The sequence below is a fragment of the Pseudomonas sp. BTN1 genome (assembly GCF_001907715.1).
Taxonomy (GTDB): domain Bacteria; phylum Pseudomonadota; class Gammaproteobacteria; order Pseudomonadales; family Pseudomonadaceae; genus Aquipseudomonas; species Aquipseudomonas paracarnis.
In genome coordinates, this window is sequence record NZ_MPBM01000073.1 from 57279 (window position 1) to 71923 (window position 14645).

17 protein-coding genes are annotated in these 14645 nt (G+C 60.1%); 8 read left to right on the forward strand and 9 right to left on the reverse strand.

Annotation, left to right across the window (positions count from 1 at the left end; translation table 11 throughout):
* Positions 1–50: 50 nt before the first annotated feature.
* Positions 51–815 (reverse strand): sulfate transporter CysZ, encoded by a 765-nt coding sequence (gene cysZ / locus BMH52_RS26975; protein ID WP_019817478.1) that lies wholly within the window; start codon positions 813–815, stop codon positions 51–53.
* 293 nt (positions 816–1108) lie between these two features.
* Here cysZ and trxB point away from each other — a divergent pair, with 293 nt between their 5' ends.
* On the forward strand, positions 1109–2071 hold the full coding sequence (gene trxB, locus BMH52_RS26985; protein WP_003194076.1) for a thioredoxin-disulfide reductase: 963 nt from the start codon (positions 1109–1111) through the stop codon (positions 2069–2071).
* 170 nt (positions 2072–2241) lie between these two features.
* Here the strand turns inward: trxB and BMH52_RS26990 are convergent, their stop codons facing one another.
* The 6 genes from BMH52_RS26990 to BMH52_RS27015 are packed head-to-tail and all read right to left on the reverse strand — an operon-like array spanning position 2242 to position 5165.
* Positions 2242–2580, reverse strand: coding sequence for a HopJ type III effector protein (locus tag BMH52_RS26990; RefSeq protein WP_060768069.1), 339 nt, complete (start codon positions 2578–2580; stop codon positions 2242–2244).
* Positions 2573–2869 carry a DUF1244 domain-containing protein gene (locus BMH52_RS26995; protein WP_014719882.1) on the reverse strand — a complete coding sequence of 99 codons (297 nt, stop codon included), beginning with the start codon at positions 2867–2869 and terminating at the stop codon, positions 2573–2575. The genes BMH52_RS26990 and BMH52_RS26995 overlap by 8 nt, the downstream gene beginning before the upstream one ends.
* A 15-nt stretch (positions 2870–2884) precedes the next feature.
* Positions 2885–3256, reverse strand: coding sequence for a dihydroneopterin triphosphate 2'-epimerase (gene folX, locus BMH52_RS27000; protein WP_003194073.1), 372 nt, complete (start codon positions 3254–3256; stop codon positions 2885–2887).
* A 2-nt stretch (positions 3257–3258) separates the two neighbouring features.
* Positions 3259–3819, reverse strand: a complete 561-nt coding sequence (folE, locus tag BMH52_RS27005) for a GTP cyclohydrolase I FolE (RefSeq protein WP_003194072.1) — start codon at positions 3817–3819, stop codon at positions 3259–3261.
* A 20-nt stretch (positions 3820–3839) separates the two neighbouring features.
* Positions 3840–4550: a dihydromonapterin reductase gene (gene folM, locus BMH52_RS27010; RefSeq protein WP_072434996.1), complete on the reverse strand. Its 711-nt coding sequence runs from the start codon at positions 4548–4550 to the stop codon at positions 3840–3842.
* 57 nt (positions 4551–4607) lie between these two features.
* Positions 4608–5165 (reverse strand): antibiotic biosynthesis monooxygenase, encoded by a 558-nt coding sequence (locus tag BMH52_RS27015; protein ID WP_072434998.1) that lies wholly within the window; start codon positions 5163–5165, stop codon positions 4608–4610.
* A gap of 213 nt (positions 5166–5378) precedes the next feature.
* Here BMH52_RS27015 and BMH52_RS27020 point away from each other — a divergent pair, with 213 nt between their 5' ends.
* The gene (locus tag BMH52_RS27020) at positions 5379–6341 is read left to right on the forward strand and encodes a MerR family transcriptional regulator (RefSeq protein ID WP_072435000.1); all 963 of its coding nucleotides are present in this window, start codon (positions 5379–5381) and stop codon (positions 6339–6341) included.
* Here the strand turns inward: BMH52_RS27020 and BMH52_RS27025 are convergent.
* Positions 6332–6937: a hypothetical protein gene (locus BMH52_RS27025; RefSeq protein WP_020302026.1), complete on the reverse strand. Its 606-nt coding sequence runs from the start codon at positions 6935–6937 to the stop codon at positions 6332–6334. The two genes, BMH52_RS27020 and BMH52_RS27025, sit on opposite strands and share 10 nt — an antisense overlap.
* A 58-nt stretch (positions 6938–6995) precedes the next feature.
* Entirely contained in the window at positions 6996–7463 is a 468-nt protein-coding gene (locus tag BMH52_RS27030) for a PAS domain-containing protein (protein ID WP_054896971.1), read from the reverse strand.
* Positions 7464–7592: 129 nt separating this feature from the next.
* Here BMH52_RS27030 and BMH52_RS27035 point away from each other — a divergent pair, with 129 nt between their 5' ends.
* The 6 genes from BMH52_RS27035 to BMH52_RS27060 all read left to right on the forward strand — a co-directional run bounded on the left by BMH52_RS27035 (position 7593) and on the right by BMH52_RS27060 (position 14596).
* Positions 7593–8048 carry a flavodoxin gene (locus BMH52_RS27035; protein ID WP_014719876.1) on the forward strand — a complete coding sequence of 152 codons (456 nt, stop codon included), beginning with the start codon at positions 7593–7595 and terminating at the stop codon, positions 8046–8048.
* A 175-nt stretch (positions 8049–8223) separates the two neighbouring features.
* Positions 8224–9006 (forward strand): class II aldolase/adducin family protein, encoded by a 783-nt coding sequence (locus BMH52_RS27040; RefSeq protein WP_073845603.1) that lies wholly within the window; start codon positions 8224–8226, stop codon positions 9004–9006.
* Positions 9006–9908, forward strand: a complete 903-nt coding sequence (locus BMH52_RS27045) for an alpha/beta fold hydrolase (RefSeq protein WP_072435005.1) — start codon at positions 9006–9008, stop codon at positions 9906–9908. The genes BMH52_RS27040 and BMH52_RS27045 overlap by 1 nt, the downstream gene beginning before the upstream one ends.
* 118 nt (positions 9909–10026) lie before the next feature.
* Positions 10027–10938 carry an SDR family oxidoreductase gene (locus tag BMH52_RS27050; protein ID WP_073845605.1) on the forward strand — a complete coding sequence of 304 codons (912 nt, stop codon included), beginning with the start codon at positions 10027–10029 and terminating at the stop codon, positions 10936–10938.
* 481 nt (positions 10939–11419) lie between these two features.
* A complete protein-coding gene (locus BMH52_RS27055) occupies positions 11420–13210 on the forward strand; it encodes a DUF1302 domain-containing protein (RefSeq protein WP_073845607.1) in 1791 nt (596 codons plus the stop codon).
* A gap of 27 nt (positions 13211–13237) precedes the next feature.
* Complete coding sequence (locus BMH52_RS27060) at positions 13238–14596, forward strand: DUF1329 domain-containing protein (protein WP_072435012.1); 1359 nt, start codon at positions 13238–13240, stop codon at positions 14594–14596.
* The last annotated feature ends 49 nt before the right edge of the window (positions 14597–14645 follow it).

The following is a 14645-nucleotide window of genomic DNA, read 5'->3' on the forward strand; positions in this document are numbered from 1 at the left end:
CACAGTGTCGGCGTGGGCCATGTCGCCATTGTGTCAGTGCGATGATGGATTTATGACTTGGCCACCGCTTGCTGCGCCATCGCCTCGGCGCCTTGCTCACGCACCCAGAACAACGTTGCGCCGGCCACCGCCGCTGGCATCATCAACAGGTTGACCACCGGCACCAGCAGTACCAGGTAGACAATGCCGCCAAAACTCATGCTCTGCCAGCGTTTCTGGCGCAGCCATGCGAGCATCTCGTTCCAGCCCAGCTTATGGTTATCGGCCGGGTAGTCGATGTACTGGATCGCCATCATCCAGACGCCAAACAGCAGCCACAACGGCGCCGCGATCAGGTTGACCACCGGGATGAACGACAGGATAAACAGGCCGATGGCACGTGGCAGGAAGTAACCCAGCTTGCGCATCTCCCGCGCCAGGGTGCGTGGGACCATGGCGGCCAGTTCGGCCCAACTGAACGGCGGGAAGTCGTCGGTGCCACGTACCACGACCTCGACCTTCTCGGCGAGAAACCCGTTGAACGGCGCGGCGATGATATTGGCGAGCATGGTGAACGTGAAAAACACCATCAGCACCACCAGCACAACAAACAGCGGCCACAACAGGTAATTCAAAAAGCCTAGCCAGTGGGGCAGCGTCGGCATCAAGCTATCGACCCACAGGCTGAACTGATGGCCGGCGAAATAGATCAACCCGACGAACAGCACCAGGTTGATCGCCAACGGCAGCAACACGAACAGGCGCAGGCCAGGGCTCAACACCAGTTTGAGGCCTTCACGCAGGTATTGCGGGCCGGAAAGAGCAGGGGCGGGCATGGAATACTCCGAGCAAAATGGCGAACGCGCCGACCTTACCGGCTTTGCACCTGTTGTGAAAGCGCGGGCAGGTAGGCGACATCCAGGGTTACAAAGGTGTCGATTAACTTAATTGCGCGCATAGAGAACACCTATGAGCTGGATTGTTAATGCGTATTTCCTTAATCTTGCCCCCCTCGATACGCTGCACCCATTATTTTCAGGACCTGGCGAGTCAAAGCCTTCCCCAAGTGCTTCGCGGTCCTTTTTTATTCCCGCCGCCCTGTGGTCTGGGCGGTCGGTAGGAGTGAGTCATGTCTGATACCCGTCATTCCCGAGTAATTATTCTCGGTTCCGGCCCTGCCGGTTACAGCGCCGCTGTCTACGCTGCCCGGGCCAATCTCAAGCCGCTGCTGATCACCGGCATGCAGGCGGGCGGTCAGTTGACCACCACTACTGAAGTCGACAACTGGCCGGGCGATGTCCATGGCTTGACCGGCCCGGTGCTGATGGAGCGTATGAAAGAGCACGCCGAGCGCTTCGAAACCGAGATCGTCTTCGACCATATCAACAAGGTCGACTTCTCGAAAAAGCCTTACAGCCTGACCGGTGACAGCGGTGTGTACACCTGCGATGCGCTGATCATTGCCACCGGCGCCAGTGCTCGTTACCTGGGCCTGCCGTCGGAAGAAGCGTTCATGGGCAAGGGCGTTTCGGCCTGCGCCACCTGCGATGGTTTCTTCTACCGCAACAAGCCGGTTGCCGTGGTCGGCGGTGGCAACACTGCTGTGGAAGAGGCGCTGTACCTGGCCAACATCGCCAGCACCGTGACCCTGGTTCACCGCCGCGAGACCTTCCGCGCCGAGAAGATCCTGATCGACAAGCTGCACGCCCGTGTCGCCGAAGGCAAGATCATCCTCAAGCTCAACGCCACCCTGGATGAAGTCCTGGGCGACAACATGGGTGTGACCGGTGCCCGTCTGAAAAACAACGACGGCAGCTTCGACGAGCTGAAAGTCGACGGTGTGTTCATCGCCATCGGCCACACCCCGAACACCTCGCTGTTCGAAGGCGTGCTGGAAGCCAAAGACGGGTACCTGGTGGTGCAAGGTGGCCGTGAAGGCAATGCGACCGCGACCAACATCGAAGGTATCTTCGCTGCCGGCGACGTGGCAGACCACGTCTACCGCCAGGCCATCACCTCGGCCGGCGCCGGTTGCATGGCGGCCCTGGATGCCGAGCGTTACCTCGACGGTTTGAAGGACGCTTCGTTCTAAACCTGTGAAATTGAAAAAACCGGCGAAAGCCGGTTTTTTTATGCCTGCGATCTAGCCGAGACACCGCAAAACAAATGTGGGAGCTGGCTTGCCTGCGATAGCGGTGTGATAGTCACCACCGCCCTCGCGGGCAAGCCCGGTTCCCACATTGAGCGGGGTTGATTATTAAATCAGCGGCGAGTCAGAGGCTGTTCAGCAAACTTCACTGCGGCCAGCCCATGGGCAATCAACGCTCGGATATTGCCATGGTCACTGCCCTCAGGCGTCGCCACCACCGACCGATAATGCTCACCAAACGCTAGCAGTGCTTCCTTATCACTCAACCCTTCCAGCAGCGCCAAACCCAGGGTCTTGCACGAACCTTCGTTCTGTCCGGCAGCGTTTTCCACACCGCCGTTGGTGAAAGCTTGCGGCTGGTAGTTGTAACCGGCCGCGACGAACGCCAGGGTGTCGGCAAAGAGGTGTTTGCCACTGTTGAGGCTGGCGCGCAGGGTGTTCAAATCAGTCATGAGGCTTTCCTTTGGCAAACGCGGCCTGTTGGTCGGCGTTGGCTTCTTGCTGGTATTGGGCTTTCCACTCGGCGTACGGCATGCCGTACACCACTTCACGGGCCTCATCGAGGCTGACCTCGATCTGGCGTTCGTCGGCCTCGGCCTTGTACCACTTGGACAGGCAGTTGCGGCAGAAGCCGGCGAGGTTCATCAGGTCGATATTCTGCACATCCTTGCGGCTGTCCAGGTGGGCCACCAATCGGCGAAAGGCGGCGGCTTCGAGTTCGAGGCGTTGTTGGTCGTTCATAGGGCTCACTTGGTATCAGCGGCTGGCGGCCAGAGTGATCGAAACCGACTCGGCAAAGCGCAGCGCGTGGGGCTTGTCCACTTCGACTTCGGCGTACAGCACCGATTCGTTGCTCATCACCAGGTCCAGCAGTTCCTGGGTCAGGCGCTCCAGCAGGGCAAAGCGATTGCCTTCGACGTGAGCGATGATGGCCTTGGTGATGGTGCGGTAGTTCAGGGCGTGGTCGATGTCGTTGTCACGCACGGCTTCCTGGGCGGCATACAGGATGGTCAGGTTGATCAGCACATCCTGTTTGTTGAGGATTTCGTCCTCGTTGATGCCAATAAAGGTGCGCAGGCACAGGTCCTTGACCCGGATACGCGCCATGCCTGGTTGAAGTTGTGGCATTGCTACTTGCTCCGTCCAATCAGTTGCAGGAACTCCATGCGGGTGGTGTTCGACTCGCGAAAGGCGCCGAGCATCACCGAGGTGTTCATGGTTGAATTCTGTTTCTCCACGCCGCGCATCATCATGCACATGTGCTTGGCTTCGATCACCACCGCCACGCCGGCGGCCTGGGTCACGTCCTGGATGGCGTCGGCGATTTGCCGCGTGAGGTTTTCCTGGATCTGCAGGCGCCGGGCGAACATGTCGACAATGCGCGCCAGTTTTGACAGGCCCAGCACCTTGCCGGTCGGAATATAGGCCACATGGGCCTTGCCGATGAAGGGCAGCAGGTGATGCTCGCACAACGAATACAACTCGATGTCCTTGAGGATCACCATCTCGTCATTGTCGGACGCGAACAGTGCGCCGTTGACGATTTCTTCCAGGTTCTGCTCATAGCCATGACACAGGTACTGCATGGCCTTGGCGGCACGCTTGGGCGTGTCGAGCAGGCCCTCGCGCTGCGGGTCTTCGCCCAGGCCCTTGAGGATCTCGCGGTAATGGTGGGGCAGGGATAAGGTCATACAACATCCTCGCAAACGGCTTACTTGATATGCCGCCCGCCGTTGACGGTCAGGGTGGTACCGGTGACATAGGGATTGTCCAGCAGGTAACGCACGCTCTGGTAGATCACCTCGGGTCCGGGCTCGATGCCCAGGGCCGACTTGGCCAGGACTTTGGCGCGATAGGCCGCGTCATCGCCTTCGTTGAACATCACCATCGCCGGTGCGATGCCGTTGACCTTGATCAGCGGCGCGAACTGTGCGGCAAACGATAACGTGAGGCTGTCGAGCCCGGCCTTGGTGGCGCAATAGGCGATGTGCTGCCGGCTGCCCTTGCGCACCACGTCGTCGCTGATATGCACGATATCGGCGGGTGTCGAGCGTTGCAGCAAAGATGAACAATGCAGGTTGATCAGGTACGGCGCAAGCATGTGCACGCTGAACATGTCGATAAAGGCACGGCTTTCGTCGCCCGGGGTTTCGGCGACCCAGGCTGAAGCGTTGTGGATGATTGCTCGCAGGCTTTGAGTATGGGTTTTGACTGCGGCAATGAAAGCCAGCACTCCGGCTTCGCTGGAGAAATCGGCAAACACGCCGATGGCACCGCGCTCACGCAGCGCCTGCACGCCGGGGCGTTCGCTGCGGTAGCTGAACATCACCGCTTGGCCTTCATCCAACAGGCGCTCGGCACAATGCAGGCCGACACGCTGGCCGGCACCGGTGATCAGGATCGGAGCGTTGGTTGCATTCATGGGAGGCTCAAGTCGCTGGCAGGCTCAAACTATACCAGCGCGCCGGCCTCCCTGTACTCAAGCGGCGGCTTCAGTGACTTTGCGAGGGGGCGAAGGGTGCAGCCAGTTCGCCAGCAGATGGGTCGACAGCGGTATAAAGAAATAAACCATCAACGGGGTCAGGGCTGCGGTGCTCACCAGTACGCGGCTGAACAGGTCCAACTCGCTGAGCAGCGGCCCCAGGCCGAAGTTGAACAGCAACGATACCGGGAAAAAAGCCAACCAGATGGCCACCGCCTGTTTCCAGCGTGGCGGGCGGGCACCCGCTGCGCCGAACCAGCCATCGATACCGCTGACACGGTGTTCCGACGGGTCGGCAAACAGCTCGCTGCCACGGCTCAGCCACGCGCTGCGCGAAGCGGAGAACTCCCATGCGTGCAGGGTCTTTTCATCGGCGAAGCGGAAGATGATCTGGAATTCATCATCATGGGGCGGTGGCGCCAGCACGCCGGAACCCAGGTAACCGGGGAAATCAGTCGCCAATTGCTCGCCTTCGCGCAGCCAGGCCATCAGTTCTTCGTAGCGACCTTTGGCCACGCGGCGCGCAACCATCAAGGTGACGGGTGAGGTAGACATCGTATATCTCCAAAATCAGCAAGTGCGCCGAGCCGGGTAGGCGGCGCACGGACGAAGCTGCGGGGTGGTGCAGCGACGCAAAAGAACAGGCAAGGATTATTCCGGTTTTGCCCAAATACGCCAGAAACTTCGGATGGATCGCCGTAGATCTTGAATCATGCAGTTCAATCGGCGTTAATAGTATTCAAATTCATACAAGTTTCTTGACCGCTGATGCCCGAAATCACTGCGCCTCTTCGCGATACGACACCCGACAGCCACACTGACGGCGAGGGGCTGTTTCCGATTCGTGAAGTGGCAAGACTTACAGGCGTAAACCCGGTGACGTTGCGTGCGTGGGAGCGTCGCTACGGTTTGATCCAGCCTTTACGCACCGAAAGTGGGCACAGGCTTTACTCAAGCACCGATATTGAAACCGTGCACCGCATCCTCGACTGGATCGAGCGGGGCGTGGCGGTGAGCAAAGTCGGCAAGCTTTTGGCGCGCGACCCACAGTCCAGCGAGCCGGCTACCGCGTCACGCAGCGATACCGAACTGGAGTGGCGCCAATGGCAGGCGCAACTGCGGCAGGCCATCAGTGCTTTTGATGATCGTGAGCTCGACCGGTTGTACGGCCAGATCTTCAGCGTCTATTCGACAACCGTGGTGTTCCAGGACATTTTGGTCCCGCTGTGGCAGCAGTTGTCACGTCACCAAGGCCGCTTTGGCCAAGCCAGCGAGTGGCTGTTCTTCGATAATTTCCTGCGCTCGCGTGTCGCACGGTGCCTGCAAATGGCCTGTGCCTCGCCAGCGCCCAGGGTATTGCTGTCAGCCATTGCCGGAGAGTGCCGTGAGCTGGAGTTGCTGGTGGCGGGCTTGTTGATGTCGAGCGAGAAACTGGCGGTCAAGGTCCTGGGCGTTGGCCAGCCACTGGATGAGTTGACGCTGATCTGTGAGCGCACTCAGCCGCAAGCCCTGGTGCTGTTTTCCAACCATGCCCCTGGCGCAGAGCTGGCGTCGCGGCTCAATCGCCTGGCCTTCACCCTCGACTGCCCGTTGCTGCTGGCTGGAGAGGCGTCAGAGCTGGCAGAACACAGCCAGGAGGGGGCATCGATTGGTTGTCTGGGCAATGACGGGCGCTTGATGCCGCGCCGCTTGCAGCAACTGCTCAGCGGCCATCTGGAGTCTCAGGCATGAACGTGAGGATGAACCAGGCGATGCTGGTGCAGGATGAACTGGCGTAACCGTTCGATCTCATCGGCATCGCTCTGGCTGAGGCGATAAGCGAACAGGCCGCGGGCGGTTTCCCGCTCCAGCGTACCGCGCAGGGCGATGCGTTCGTAGCCGGAAGGGCTGAACCACAGGGAAAACGTCTTGGGCGGTTTGACCCGGCCACGCACTTCTACCAGCACCCCTTTGAATGACACTTCGTGCACCCACAGCGCGCTGGAGTAGCCCTTGATGTTTTCCAGCGCCACCGGCGTTTCAAGCGCCAGGCGCCACGGGCGGATCATCGGCCCATCTTCAAAAATGCTCGGTACGCCCAGGCGCAAATGCACGGCATGAAACTCATCTTCCACCAGGTGCAACGGGAAGGTGAGTTGCTGGTTGTCGAACTGCGCCTGGATGGTGACCTGGTCGTGAGCCGCTAGCCGCGTGAGCAAATCGCGAATCTGTGCGCCGCCATTAACCGTCAGGCTCGACCATGCATCCCGCAGGTTGAGCTGCGGGTTGTGCTGCATGTCCTGGATAAAATCCAGCTCGTCCTGCGTCAATAGCGTGTCGCGTTGCATTGATCTGGCTCAAGGCTGAGGCATTAAAAAGCCATTATCGCTCTAAAGACCGCGTTTTTTACAGTTTGTTAAATCCACTCGTCGCCTTGAGTGCGGCGAGCTCGCTCTTGAGCTCGGCCAACTGAGCTTCCAGTTGGGCGACACGCTGTTGTGCCTTGACTTGAGTGGTGACGTCTTTCTGCACACCGACGAAATAGGTTTGCTTGTCGACCTCGTTGTACACGGTCGAAAGCGATAGCTCGTTCCAGAAAGGCGTGCCGTCCTTGCGGTAGTTACGCAGGATCTCTCGGCAGGTGCCGCCGCTGTCGAGCGCATCACGAATGGCGATCAAGGCCGGTTGGTCGCGGTCGCCCGCCTGCAGGAAGCGGCAGTCCTGATAGAGGATTTCGTCCAGCGTGTAGCCAGTCATCCTTTCGAAGGCCGGGTTGACGTAGATCAGTGGTTTTTCCCGGCCTTCGCGCTCGGCAACAACGATTCCGTCGTTGGACGCATTGACGACCATTTGCAGCAGTTTGGCGTTAATCATAGAGCGGTCCATGGCCTGGTTTTGACCTTGCCAGTTTATGGCAAGTCTGGAATGTTGCACGGTGCGCACTGAAATATTGGCACGGGCTGCTAATATCCCACGCTTTCACTCAACTACAGGATCAGATTGATGAAAGTCGCCATCCTCTCCGGCTCGGTCTACGGTACGGCTGAAGAAGTCGCTCGCCACGCGGAAGAAATCCTCAAGGACGCAGGTTTCAACGCCTGGCACAACGCACGTGCCACGCTGGCAGACGTGCAGGCCTTTGCTCCCGATGCATTCCTGGCAGTGACCTCGACCACCGGCATGGGCGAGCTGCCCGACAATCTGCAGCCTCTGTACTCAACCATCCGCGACCAACTGCCCGCCGCCTGGCGCGGCCTGCCGGGAGCGGTCATCGGCCTGGGCGACGCCAGCTATGGCGATACCTTCTGTGGCGGCGGTGAACAAATGCGCGAATTGTTCGCCGAACTGGGCATCCGCGAAGTGCAGCCGATGCTGCGCCTGGACGCCAGCGAAAGCGTCACTCCGGAGGCTGACGCCGAGCCTTGGCTGGCCGATTTGATCACCGCGCTGCGCGGTTGAACCCCAGGGAGCGCCGTTATTGACGGCGCTTGTTTGACACGTATTTGTACTATTCTCTTGACTGACTCGCTCAGTCATCAAGCTGGCTGCCAAGGAAACTCCTTGCGCCTCGGCGTCTGACTAGACTGGCTCTCACTTTAGACACCATACGAAGTGCGCCAAGGAGGTCATTGCCATGAGCCTAGCCCCTGCATCACCGCCACAAAACGTCAAAGCCCAGGTCAGCCCCGCCGAATGGCAAACCCGTGTGGACCTGGCGGCCTGTTATCGCCTGGTGGCCATGCACGGCTGGGATGACCTGATCTTCACGCATATTTCGGCCAAGGTGCCGGGCACCGAAGATTTCCTGATCAACCCCTATGGGCTGATGTTCCACGAGATCACCGCGTCGAGCCTGGTCAAGGTTGACCAGGCCGGCAATAAGCAAATGGAGAGCCCCTACGATATCAACCCTGCGGGCTACACCATCCACAGCGCCATCCACGAAGTACGCCACGACGTGACCTGCGTGCTGCACACTCACACTGCTGCGGGCGTGGCGGTGTGTGCGCAAAAGCAGGGTGTATTGCCCATCAGCCAGCAATCGCTGTTTGTACTGTCCAGCCTGGGCTATCACGCCTATGAGGGCGTGGCGCTCAATCACGAGGAAAAGGCCCGCCTGCAAGCGGATTTGGGCCAGAACAATTTCCTGATGCTGCATAACCACGGCCTGCTGACCTGCGCCGGCACCATCGCCGATACCTTCCTGATGATGTTCACCTTCCAGCGCGCCTGCGAGATCCAGGTGCTGGCCCAGAGCGGCGGCACCGAGTTGATCGCCATCGAGCCGCAGATTCTCGCCGGTGCCAAGGCGATGGTGGCAGCTGTCACAAAAAGCGCCCAAGGTATGGGGGGTGCGCTGGCCTGGCCGGCGCTGCTACGCAAATTGGACCACCAGGACCCCGGGTATAAAAGCTGATGCCACTCGCCGAGATACCGCTCAGAGCCTGGCGCAAGCGCGGCCAGGACTTCGTCTTTCGTGGCCACACCGTGCGGTATTGGATGGCCGGGCAGGGCGAGCCGTTGCTGCTGATTCATGGTTTCCCCACGGCCAGTTGGGACTGGCACTACCTGTGGCAACCCCTGGCCCAGCGCAACCTGGTGATTGCCTGCGACATGCTCGGCTTTGGCGACTCGGCCAAACCCTTGGACCACGACTATTGCCTGTTGGAACAGGCCGATCTGCAACAGGCGCTGCTTGAGCACCTGCGCGTAGAGCAGCCGGTGCATGTGTTGGCTCATGACTACGGCGACAGTGTCGCCCAGGAATTATTGGCTCGGCATTACGAGGGCCGGTTCCCGATGGCGAGTTGTGTATTTCTCAACGGCGGGCTGTTTCCGGAAACCCATCGGCCGGCGCTGGTGCAAAAGCTGCTGCTCAGCCCGTTGGGCTGGATGATCGGCCGGGCCTTTGGGCGCAATGCCTTGGCCAGCAGTTTCAACCAGATCTTCGGCCCCCAGACGCGGCCCAGTGAAAGCGTGCTGGATGATTTCTGGAGTTTGATCAGTTGCAACGACGGCCCGCGTATCCTGCACAAACTGATCGCCTACATCCCCCAGCGCCGTCGTCTGCGCGAGCGCTGGCTCACGGCCATGCAGCGAGGCGAAGTACCTTTACGGGTGATCGACGGCGAGGTGGACCCGATTTCCGGTGCCCATATGGTCGAGCGCTATCGCCAACTGGTGCCCCAGCCCGACACGATAAGACTGGCCAATATCGGCCATTACCCGCAGATCGAGGCGCCGGTCCAAGTGCTCAAGCATTACCAGGCGTTTCGTGAGCGCATCAGCCAGCCTTCACCGCGCGCGGCCTATTCCTGAGCCTGCGCATCATCCCGCTGCCTTATCAAGCACCATTCAGCCCTGGCCGTCTTTATTGTGACCAAAGGCTGTGTGCGTGACACTCTGCCTATTCCCATTGTCGCCAGCGGAGTTCGGTATGAGTGAGTCAGTGCAGTTCCAGGATAAGGTGGTGATCGTCACCGGCGCCGGTGGTGGCTTGGGCCAGGCCCATGCGCTGCTGTTCGCCAGGCACGGGGCCAAAGTGCTGGTCAACGACCTGGGGGGGTCAACCCAAGGCGAGGGCGCCAACGCCTCGGCGGCCGACCGGGTTGTGGCGCAGATCCGCGCGGCGGGCGGCATTGCCGAAGCCAACCATGACTCCGTCACCGACGGCGACAAGATCGTACAGAACGCCCTGGATGTCTTCGGCCGGGTCGACGTGGTGGTCAACAACGCCGGCATCCTGCGCGACAAGACCTTCCATAAAATGGATGACAGCGACTGGGACCTGGTTTACCGGGTGCACGTCGAAGGCGCCTACAAAGTCACCCGCGCCGCCTGGCCGTATTTGCGCGAGCAGGGTTATGGCCGGGTGATCTTCACGGCGTCGACGTCCGGTATCTACGGCAACTTCGGCCAGTCCAACTACGGCATGGCCAAGTTGGGCCTGTATGGCTTGACCCGCACCCTGGCGCTGGAAGGGCGCAAGAACAACATCCTGGTCAACGCGATTGCCCCCACCGGTGGCACACGCATGACCGAAGGGCTGATCCCGCCGCAGGTGTTCGAGCGCCTCAAGCCGGAACTGGTCAGCCCACTGGTGGTGTACCTGGGCAGTGACGCCTGTGAGGAAACCGCAGGCTTGTTTGAAGTGGGTGGCGGCTGGATCGGCAAGACCCGTTGGGAGCGCAGCCTGGGTGTGGGTTTTGATCCCGAGGCCGGTTTTTCGCCGGAGGATGTGGCCGCGCACTGGCAGCAGATCTGCGATTTCGAAGGGGCTGCGCACCCCAAGGACAATATCGAGGCACTGAAGGAAATGATGGCCAACTTGCAGAAGTTCAGCCTCTGATCATTGCCGGTAAATCAATGAATCCCACGGGGCGTCGACGACGCCCCGTTTTATTGCAGGCATAAAAAAGGCCGCTGCATAGGCAGCGGCCGAAGTAAGACGTTGGATCAAGGAGCGACAAATCAACGTCAGTGAACACCGGGAACAGACTGATTACAGGATCAATCCGTTATAAATCAGCTTTTCTCCCCAATGCGGGAGCGGGCCGTTTGCCCTGAAAGCCAGGCAAGAATAGTCGGTTGTAACAAAATGAGTAATAGCGAATCAGGACAAGGACTATTACCAGATCGGCAATAATTACAGGGCGCCATCGATCCTTCTGATAACCCTTCATCCATCGCATGCATGTCTCCAGGCCAACGCCCGGCCAGAGAACCCCGTCATCCTTTCGAGCGACAACACGAATACCTCCTTGGTGCGCTTATCGCTCCTCAAGGGCGGCAGTAGGGTGGGGCCTTCTGTCACTCACCGGGGAAGACGCATGACAAAAACAATAATGCGCGCCATCTTCACGCCACAGGCGCTGGCCACTGCGGTTGCGCTGGGCTGCTGTGCCCAGGCGCAGGCTGTTTCGTTCAACATCGGCGAGATCGAAGGGCAATTCGACTCCTCGCTGTCGGTCGGCGCCAGTTGGGGCATGCGCGATGCCGATAAAAGCCTGGTCGGCACGGTCAATGGCGGGACGGGCCAGGCGTCCACCGGGGATGACGGGCGCCTCAACTTCAAGAAGGGCGAGACCTTCTCCAAGATCTTCAAGGGCCTGCACGACCTTGAGTTGAAGTACGGCGACACCGGGGTATTCGTGCGTGGCAAGTATTGGTACGACTTCGAGCTCAAGGACGAAGACCGCGAGTTCAAGCCCATCAGCGATCACAACCGCAAGGAAGGCGCCAAGTCCAGCGGTGCGCAGATCCTCGATGCCTTCGTCTACCACAACTACTCCCTGGGCGACCTGCCCGGCACCGTGCGCGCCGGCAAGCAGGTGGTCAGTTGGGGCGAAAGTACCTTCATCGGTAACTCCATCAACAGCATCAACCCGATCGACGTGTCGGCGTTTCGCAGGCCCGGTGCCGAGATCAAGGAAGGCTTGATCCCGGTGAACATGCTGTTTGCCTCCCAGAGCCTGACCAATCAACTGACAGTGGAAGGTTTCTACCAACTGGAATGGGACCAGACGGTGCTCGACAACTGCGGCACCTTCTTCGGTGGGGACGTGGCGGCGGACGGCTGCACCAATAACTACACCGTGGGCAGCCCGGCGATCCGACCGCTGCAACCGGTGGCCGCTGCCTTTGGTCAAGGGTTTGGCGTGACCAATGAAGGCGTGATTGTGCGGCGTGCCGGTGACCGCGATGCGCGTGACTCCGGCCAGTTCGGCGCGGCCCTGCGCTGGCTGGGCGATGACACTGAATACGGCCTGTATTTCATGAACTACCACAGCCGTACACCGACCGTCGGCACCCTGACCGCCAATACCAACCTGGCCACCATCGGGCGCATCATCAACACCGCCAACGCCCTGGCACCCGGTTCCGGGGGCGGTTTGGCGCAAAGCACCATGCTCGGCCGCGGCCAGTACTACCTGGATTACCCGGAGGACATCCGCCTGTTCGGCGCCAGTTTCTCCACCACCTTGCCCACGGGCACGGCGTGGACCGGCGAAATCAGCTATCGGCCCAATGCGCCGGTGCAGCTCAACACCACCGACCTGACCCTGGCCCTGGTCAACCCCATTGCGGGCCAACTCGCCTCACCCATCCGCAGCAATTTCGGCGATGACAACAAAGGCTATCGCCGCAAGGAAATCACCCAGATCCAGAGCACCATGACCCAGTTCTTCGACCAGATACTGGGCGCCGAGCGCCTGACCCTGGTGGGCGAAGCGGCGGTGGTGCACGTCGCCGGCCTGGAAGACAAAACCAAACTGCGCTACGGCCGGGACTCGGTGTACGGCGCCTACGGTTTTCAAGGTGACACCGACGGTTTTGTCACCTCCACCTCCTGGGGCTACCGGGCGCGGGCGATCCTTGACTACAACAACGCGATTGCCGGTGTGAACCTCAAGCCCAACCTGTCCTGGTCCCATGACGTCGCGGGCTACGGCCCCAACGGCCTGTTCAACAAAGGCGCCAAGGCCATCAGCGTCGGCGTGGATGCGGACTATCGCAGCACCTACACCGCAAGCCTGAGCTACACCGACTTTTTTGGCGGTGACTACAACACCCTGACCGACCGCGACTTCCTCGCCCTCAGCTTCGGCGTGAACTTCTGATCTGGCTTAAAAGAAGGACAAGACCCTATGCGTAAGATGATTGCAATGTTGGCCCTGAGCGTATTGGCCGCCAACGTAATGGCGGCGGTATCGCCCGAAGAAGCAGCCAAGCTCGGCACTTCCCTGACCCCGGTCGGCGCCGAAAAAGCCGGCAATGCCGATGGCTCGATTCCGGCCTGGACCGGCGGCATCCCCAAGAATGCAGGCGCGGTGGATAGCAAGGGGTTTCTCGCCGACCCCTTCGCCAGTGAAAAACCACTGTTCGTGATCACCGCTGCCACGGTGGACAAGTACAAGGACAAGCTCTCCGACGGCCAGGTAGCGATGTTCAAGCGCTATCCCGAGACCTACAAGATCCCGGTGTACCCCAGCCACCGTACGGTCAACTTGCCGGCGGACATTTACGAGTCGATCAAGCGCAGCGCCTTGAATGTGAAGGCGATCAACGATGGCAACGGCCTGGAGAACTTCACCGGCAACCGTTACTACGCGTTCCCTATCCCTAAAAATGGCGTCGAGGTGCTGTGGAATCACATCACCCGTTACCACGGCGGCAACCTGCGGCGCATCATCACTCAGGCCACGCCCCAGACCAATGGCAGCTACACGCCGATCCGTTTCGAAGAAGAAGTAGCGGTGCCGCAAGCCATCCCGGATATCGACCCGGCCAAGGCCGCCAACGTGCTCAGCTATTTCAAGCAATCGGTCACCGCGCCAGCGCGGCTGGCGGGCAACGTGCTGCTGGTGCATGAAACCCTCGACCAGGTGAAGGAACCGCGCCTGGCCTGGATCTACAACGCCGGCCAGCGCCGTGTGCGGCGTGCACCGCAGGTGTCCTACGACGGCCCAGGCACCGCCTCCGACGGCCTGCGCACCACCGACAACTTCGACATGTTCTCCGGCGCACCCGACCGTTATGACTGGAAACTGGTGGGCAAGAAGGAGATGTACATCCCTTACAACAGCTACAAGCTCGATTCGCCGAGCCTCAAGTACGACGACATCATCAAGGCCGGGCATATCAACCAGGACCTGACCCGTTATGAACTGCACCGAGTGTGGGAAGTGGTCGGTACCGTTAAACCCAGCGAGCGGCACATCTACGCCAAGCGCCATATGTATATCGATGAAGACAGCTGGCAGGTTGCGCTGGTAGACCATTACGACGGTCGCGGCCAACTATGGCGCGTTGCCGAAGGCCATGCGCAGTTCTACTACGACCACCAGGTGCCGGCCTACACCGTGGAAACCCTGTACGACCTGATTGCCGGACGCTACATCGCGCTGGGCATGAAGAACGAGGAGAAGAGCAGCTTCGTGTTCGGCTTCGCGGCCAAGGCGGCGGACTACACCCCGGCTGCACTGAGATCGGAGGGCGTTCGCTGATTCCACACTGAAATGAGGTTGAAAATGTGGGAGCTGGCTTGCCTGCGAT

Bases quoted from the DNA above. Each gene is read 5' to 3' on its own strand.
- BMH52_RS27020 (WP_072435000.1), top strand. From the start codon at position 5,379: ATGCCCGAAATCACTGCGCCTCTTCGCGATACGACACCCGACAGCCAC.
- BMH52_RS27050 (WP_073845605.1), top strand. From the start codon at position 10,027: ATGAGTGAGTCAGTGCAGTTCCAGGATAAGGTGGTGATCGTCACCGGC.
- BMH52_RS27055 (WP_073845607.1), top strand. From the start codon at position 11,420: ATGACAAAAACAATAATGCGCGCCATCTTCACGCCACAGGCGCTGGCC.
- trxB (WP_003194076.1), top strand. From the start codon at position 1,109: ATGTCTGATACCCGTCATTCCCGAGTAATTATTCTCGGTTCCGGCCCT.
- BMH52_RS26995 (WP_014719882.1), bottom strand. From the start codon at position 2,869: ATGAACGACCAACAACGCCTCGAACTCGAAGCCGCCGCCTTTCGCCGA.
- BMH52_RS27025 (WP_020302026.1), bottom strand. From the start codon at position 6,937: ATGCAACGCGACACGCTATTGACGCAGGACGAGCTGGATTTTATCCAG.
- folX (WP_003194073.1), bottom strand. From the start codon at position 3,256: ATGCCACAACTTCAACCAGGCATGGCGCGTATCCGGGTCAAGGACCTG.
- BMH52_RS26990 (WP_060768069.1), bottom strand. From the start codon at position 2,580: ATGACTGATTTGAACACCCTGCGCGCCAGCCTCAACAGTGGCAAACAC.
- folM (WP_072434996.1), bottom strand. From the start codon at position 4,550: ATGAATGCAACCAACGCTCCGATCCTGATCACCGGTGCCGGCCAGCGT.
- BMH52_RS27035 (WP_014719876.1), top strand. From the start codon at position 7,593: ATGAAAGTCGCCATCCTCTCCGGCTCGGTCTACGGTACGGCTGAAGAA.
- BMH52_RS27040 (WP_073845603.1), top strand. From the start codon at position 8,224: ATGAGCCTAGCCCCTGCATCACCGCCACAAAACGTCAAAGCCCAGGTC.
- folE (WP_003194072.1), bottom strand. From the start codon at position 3,819: ATGACCTTATCCCTGCCCCACCATTACCGCGAGATCCTCAAGGGCCTG.
- BMH52_RS27030 (WP_054896971.1), bottom strand. From the start codon at position 7,463: ATGATTAACGCCAAACTGCTGCAAATGGTCGTCAATGCGTCCAACGAC.
- BMH52_RS27060 (WP_072435012.1), top strand. From the start codon at position 13,238: ATGCGTAAGATGATTGCAATGTTGGCCCTGAGCGTATTGGCCGCCAAC.
- BMH52_RS27045 (WP_072435005.1), top strand. From the start codon at position 9,006: ATGCCACTCGCCGAGATACCGCTCAGAGCCTGGCGCAAGCGCGGCCAG.
- BMH52_RS27015 (WP_072434998.1), bottom strand. From the start codon at position 5,165: ATGTCTACCTCACCCGTCACCTTGATGGTTGCGCGCCGCGTGGCCAAA.
- cysZ (WP_019817478.1), bottom strand. From the start codon at position 815: ATGCCCGCCCCTGCTCTTTCCGGCCCGCAATACCTGCGTGAAGGCCTC.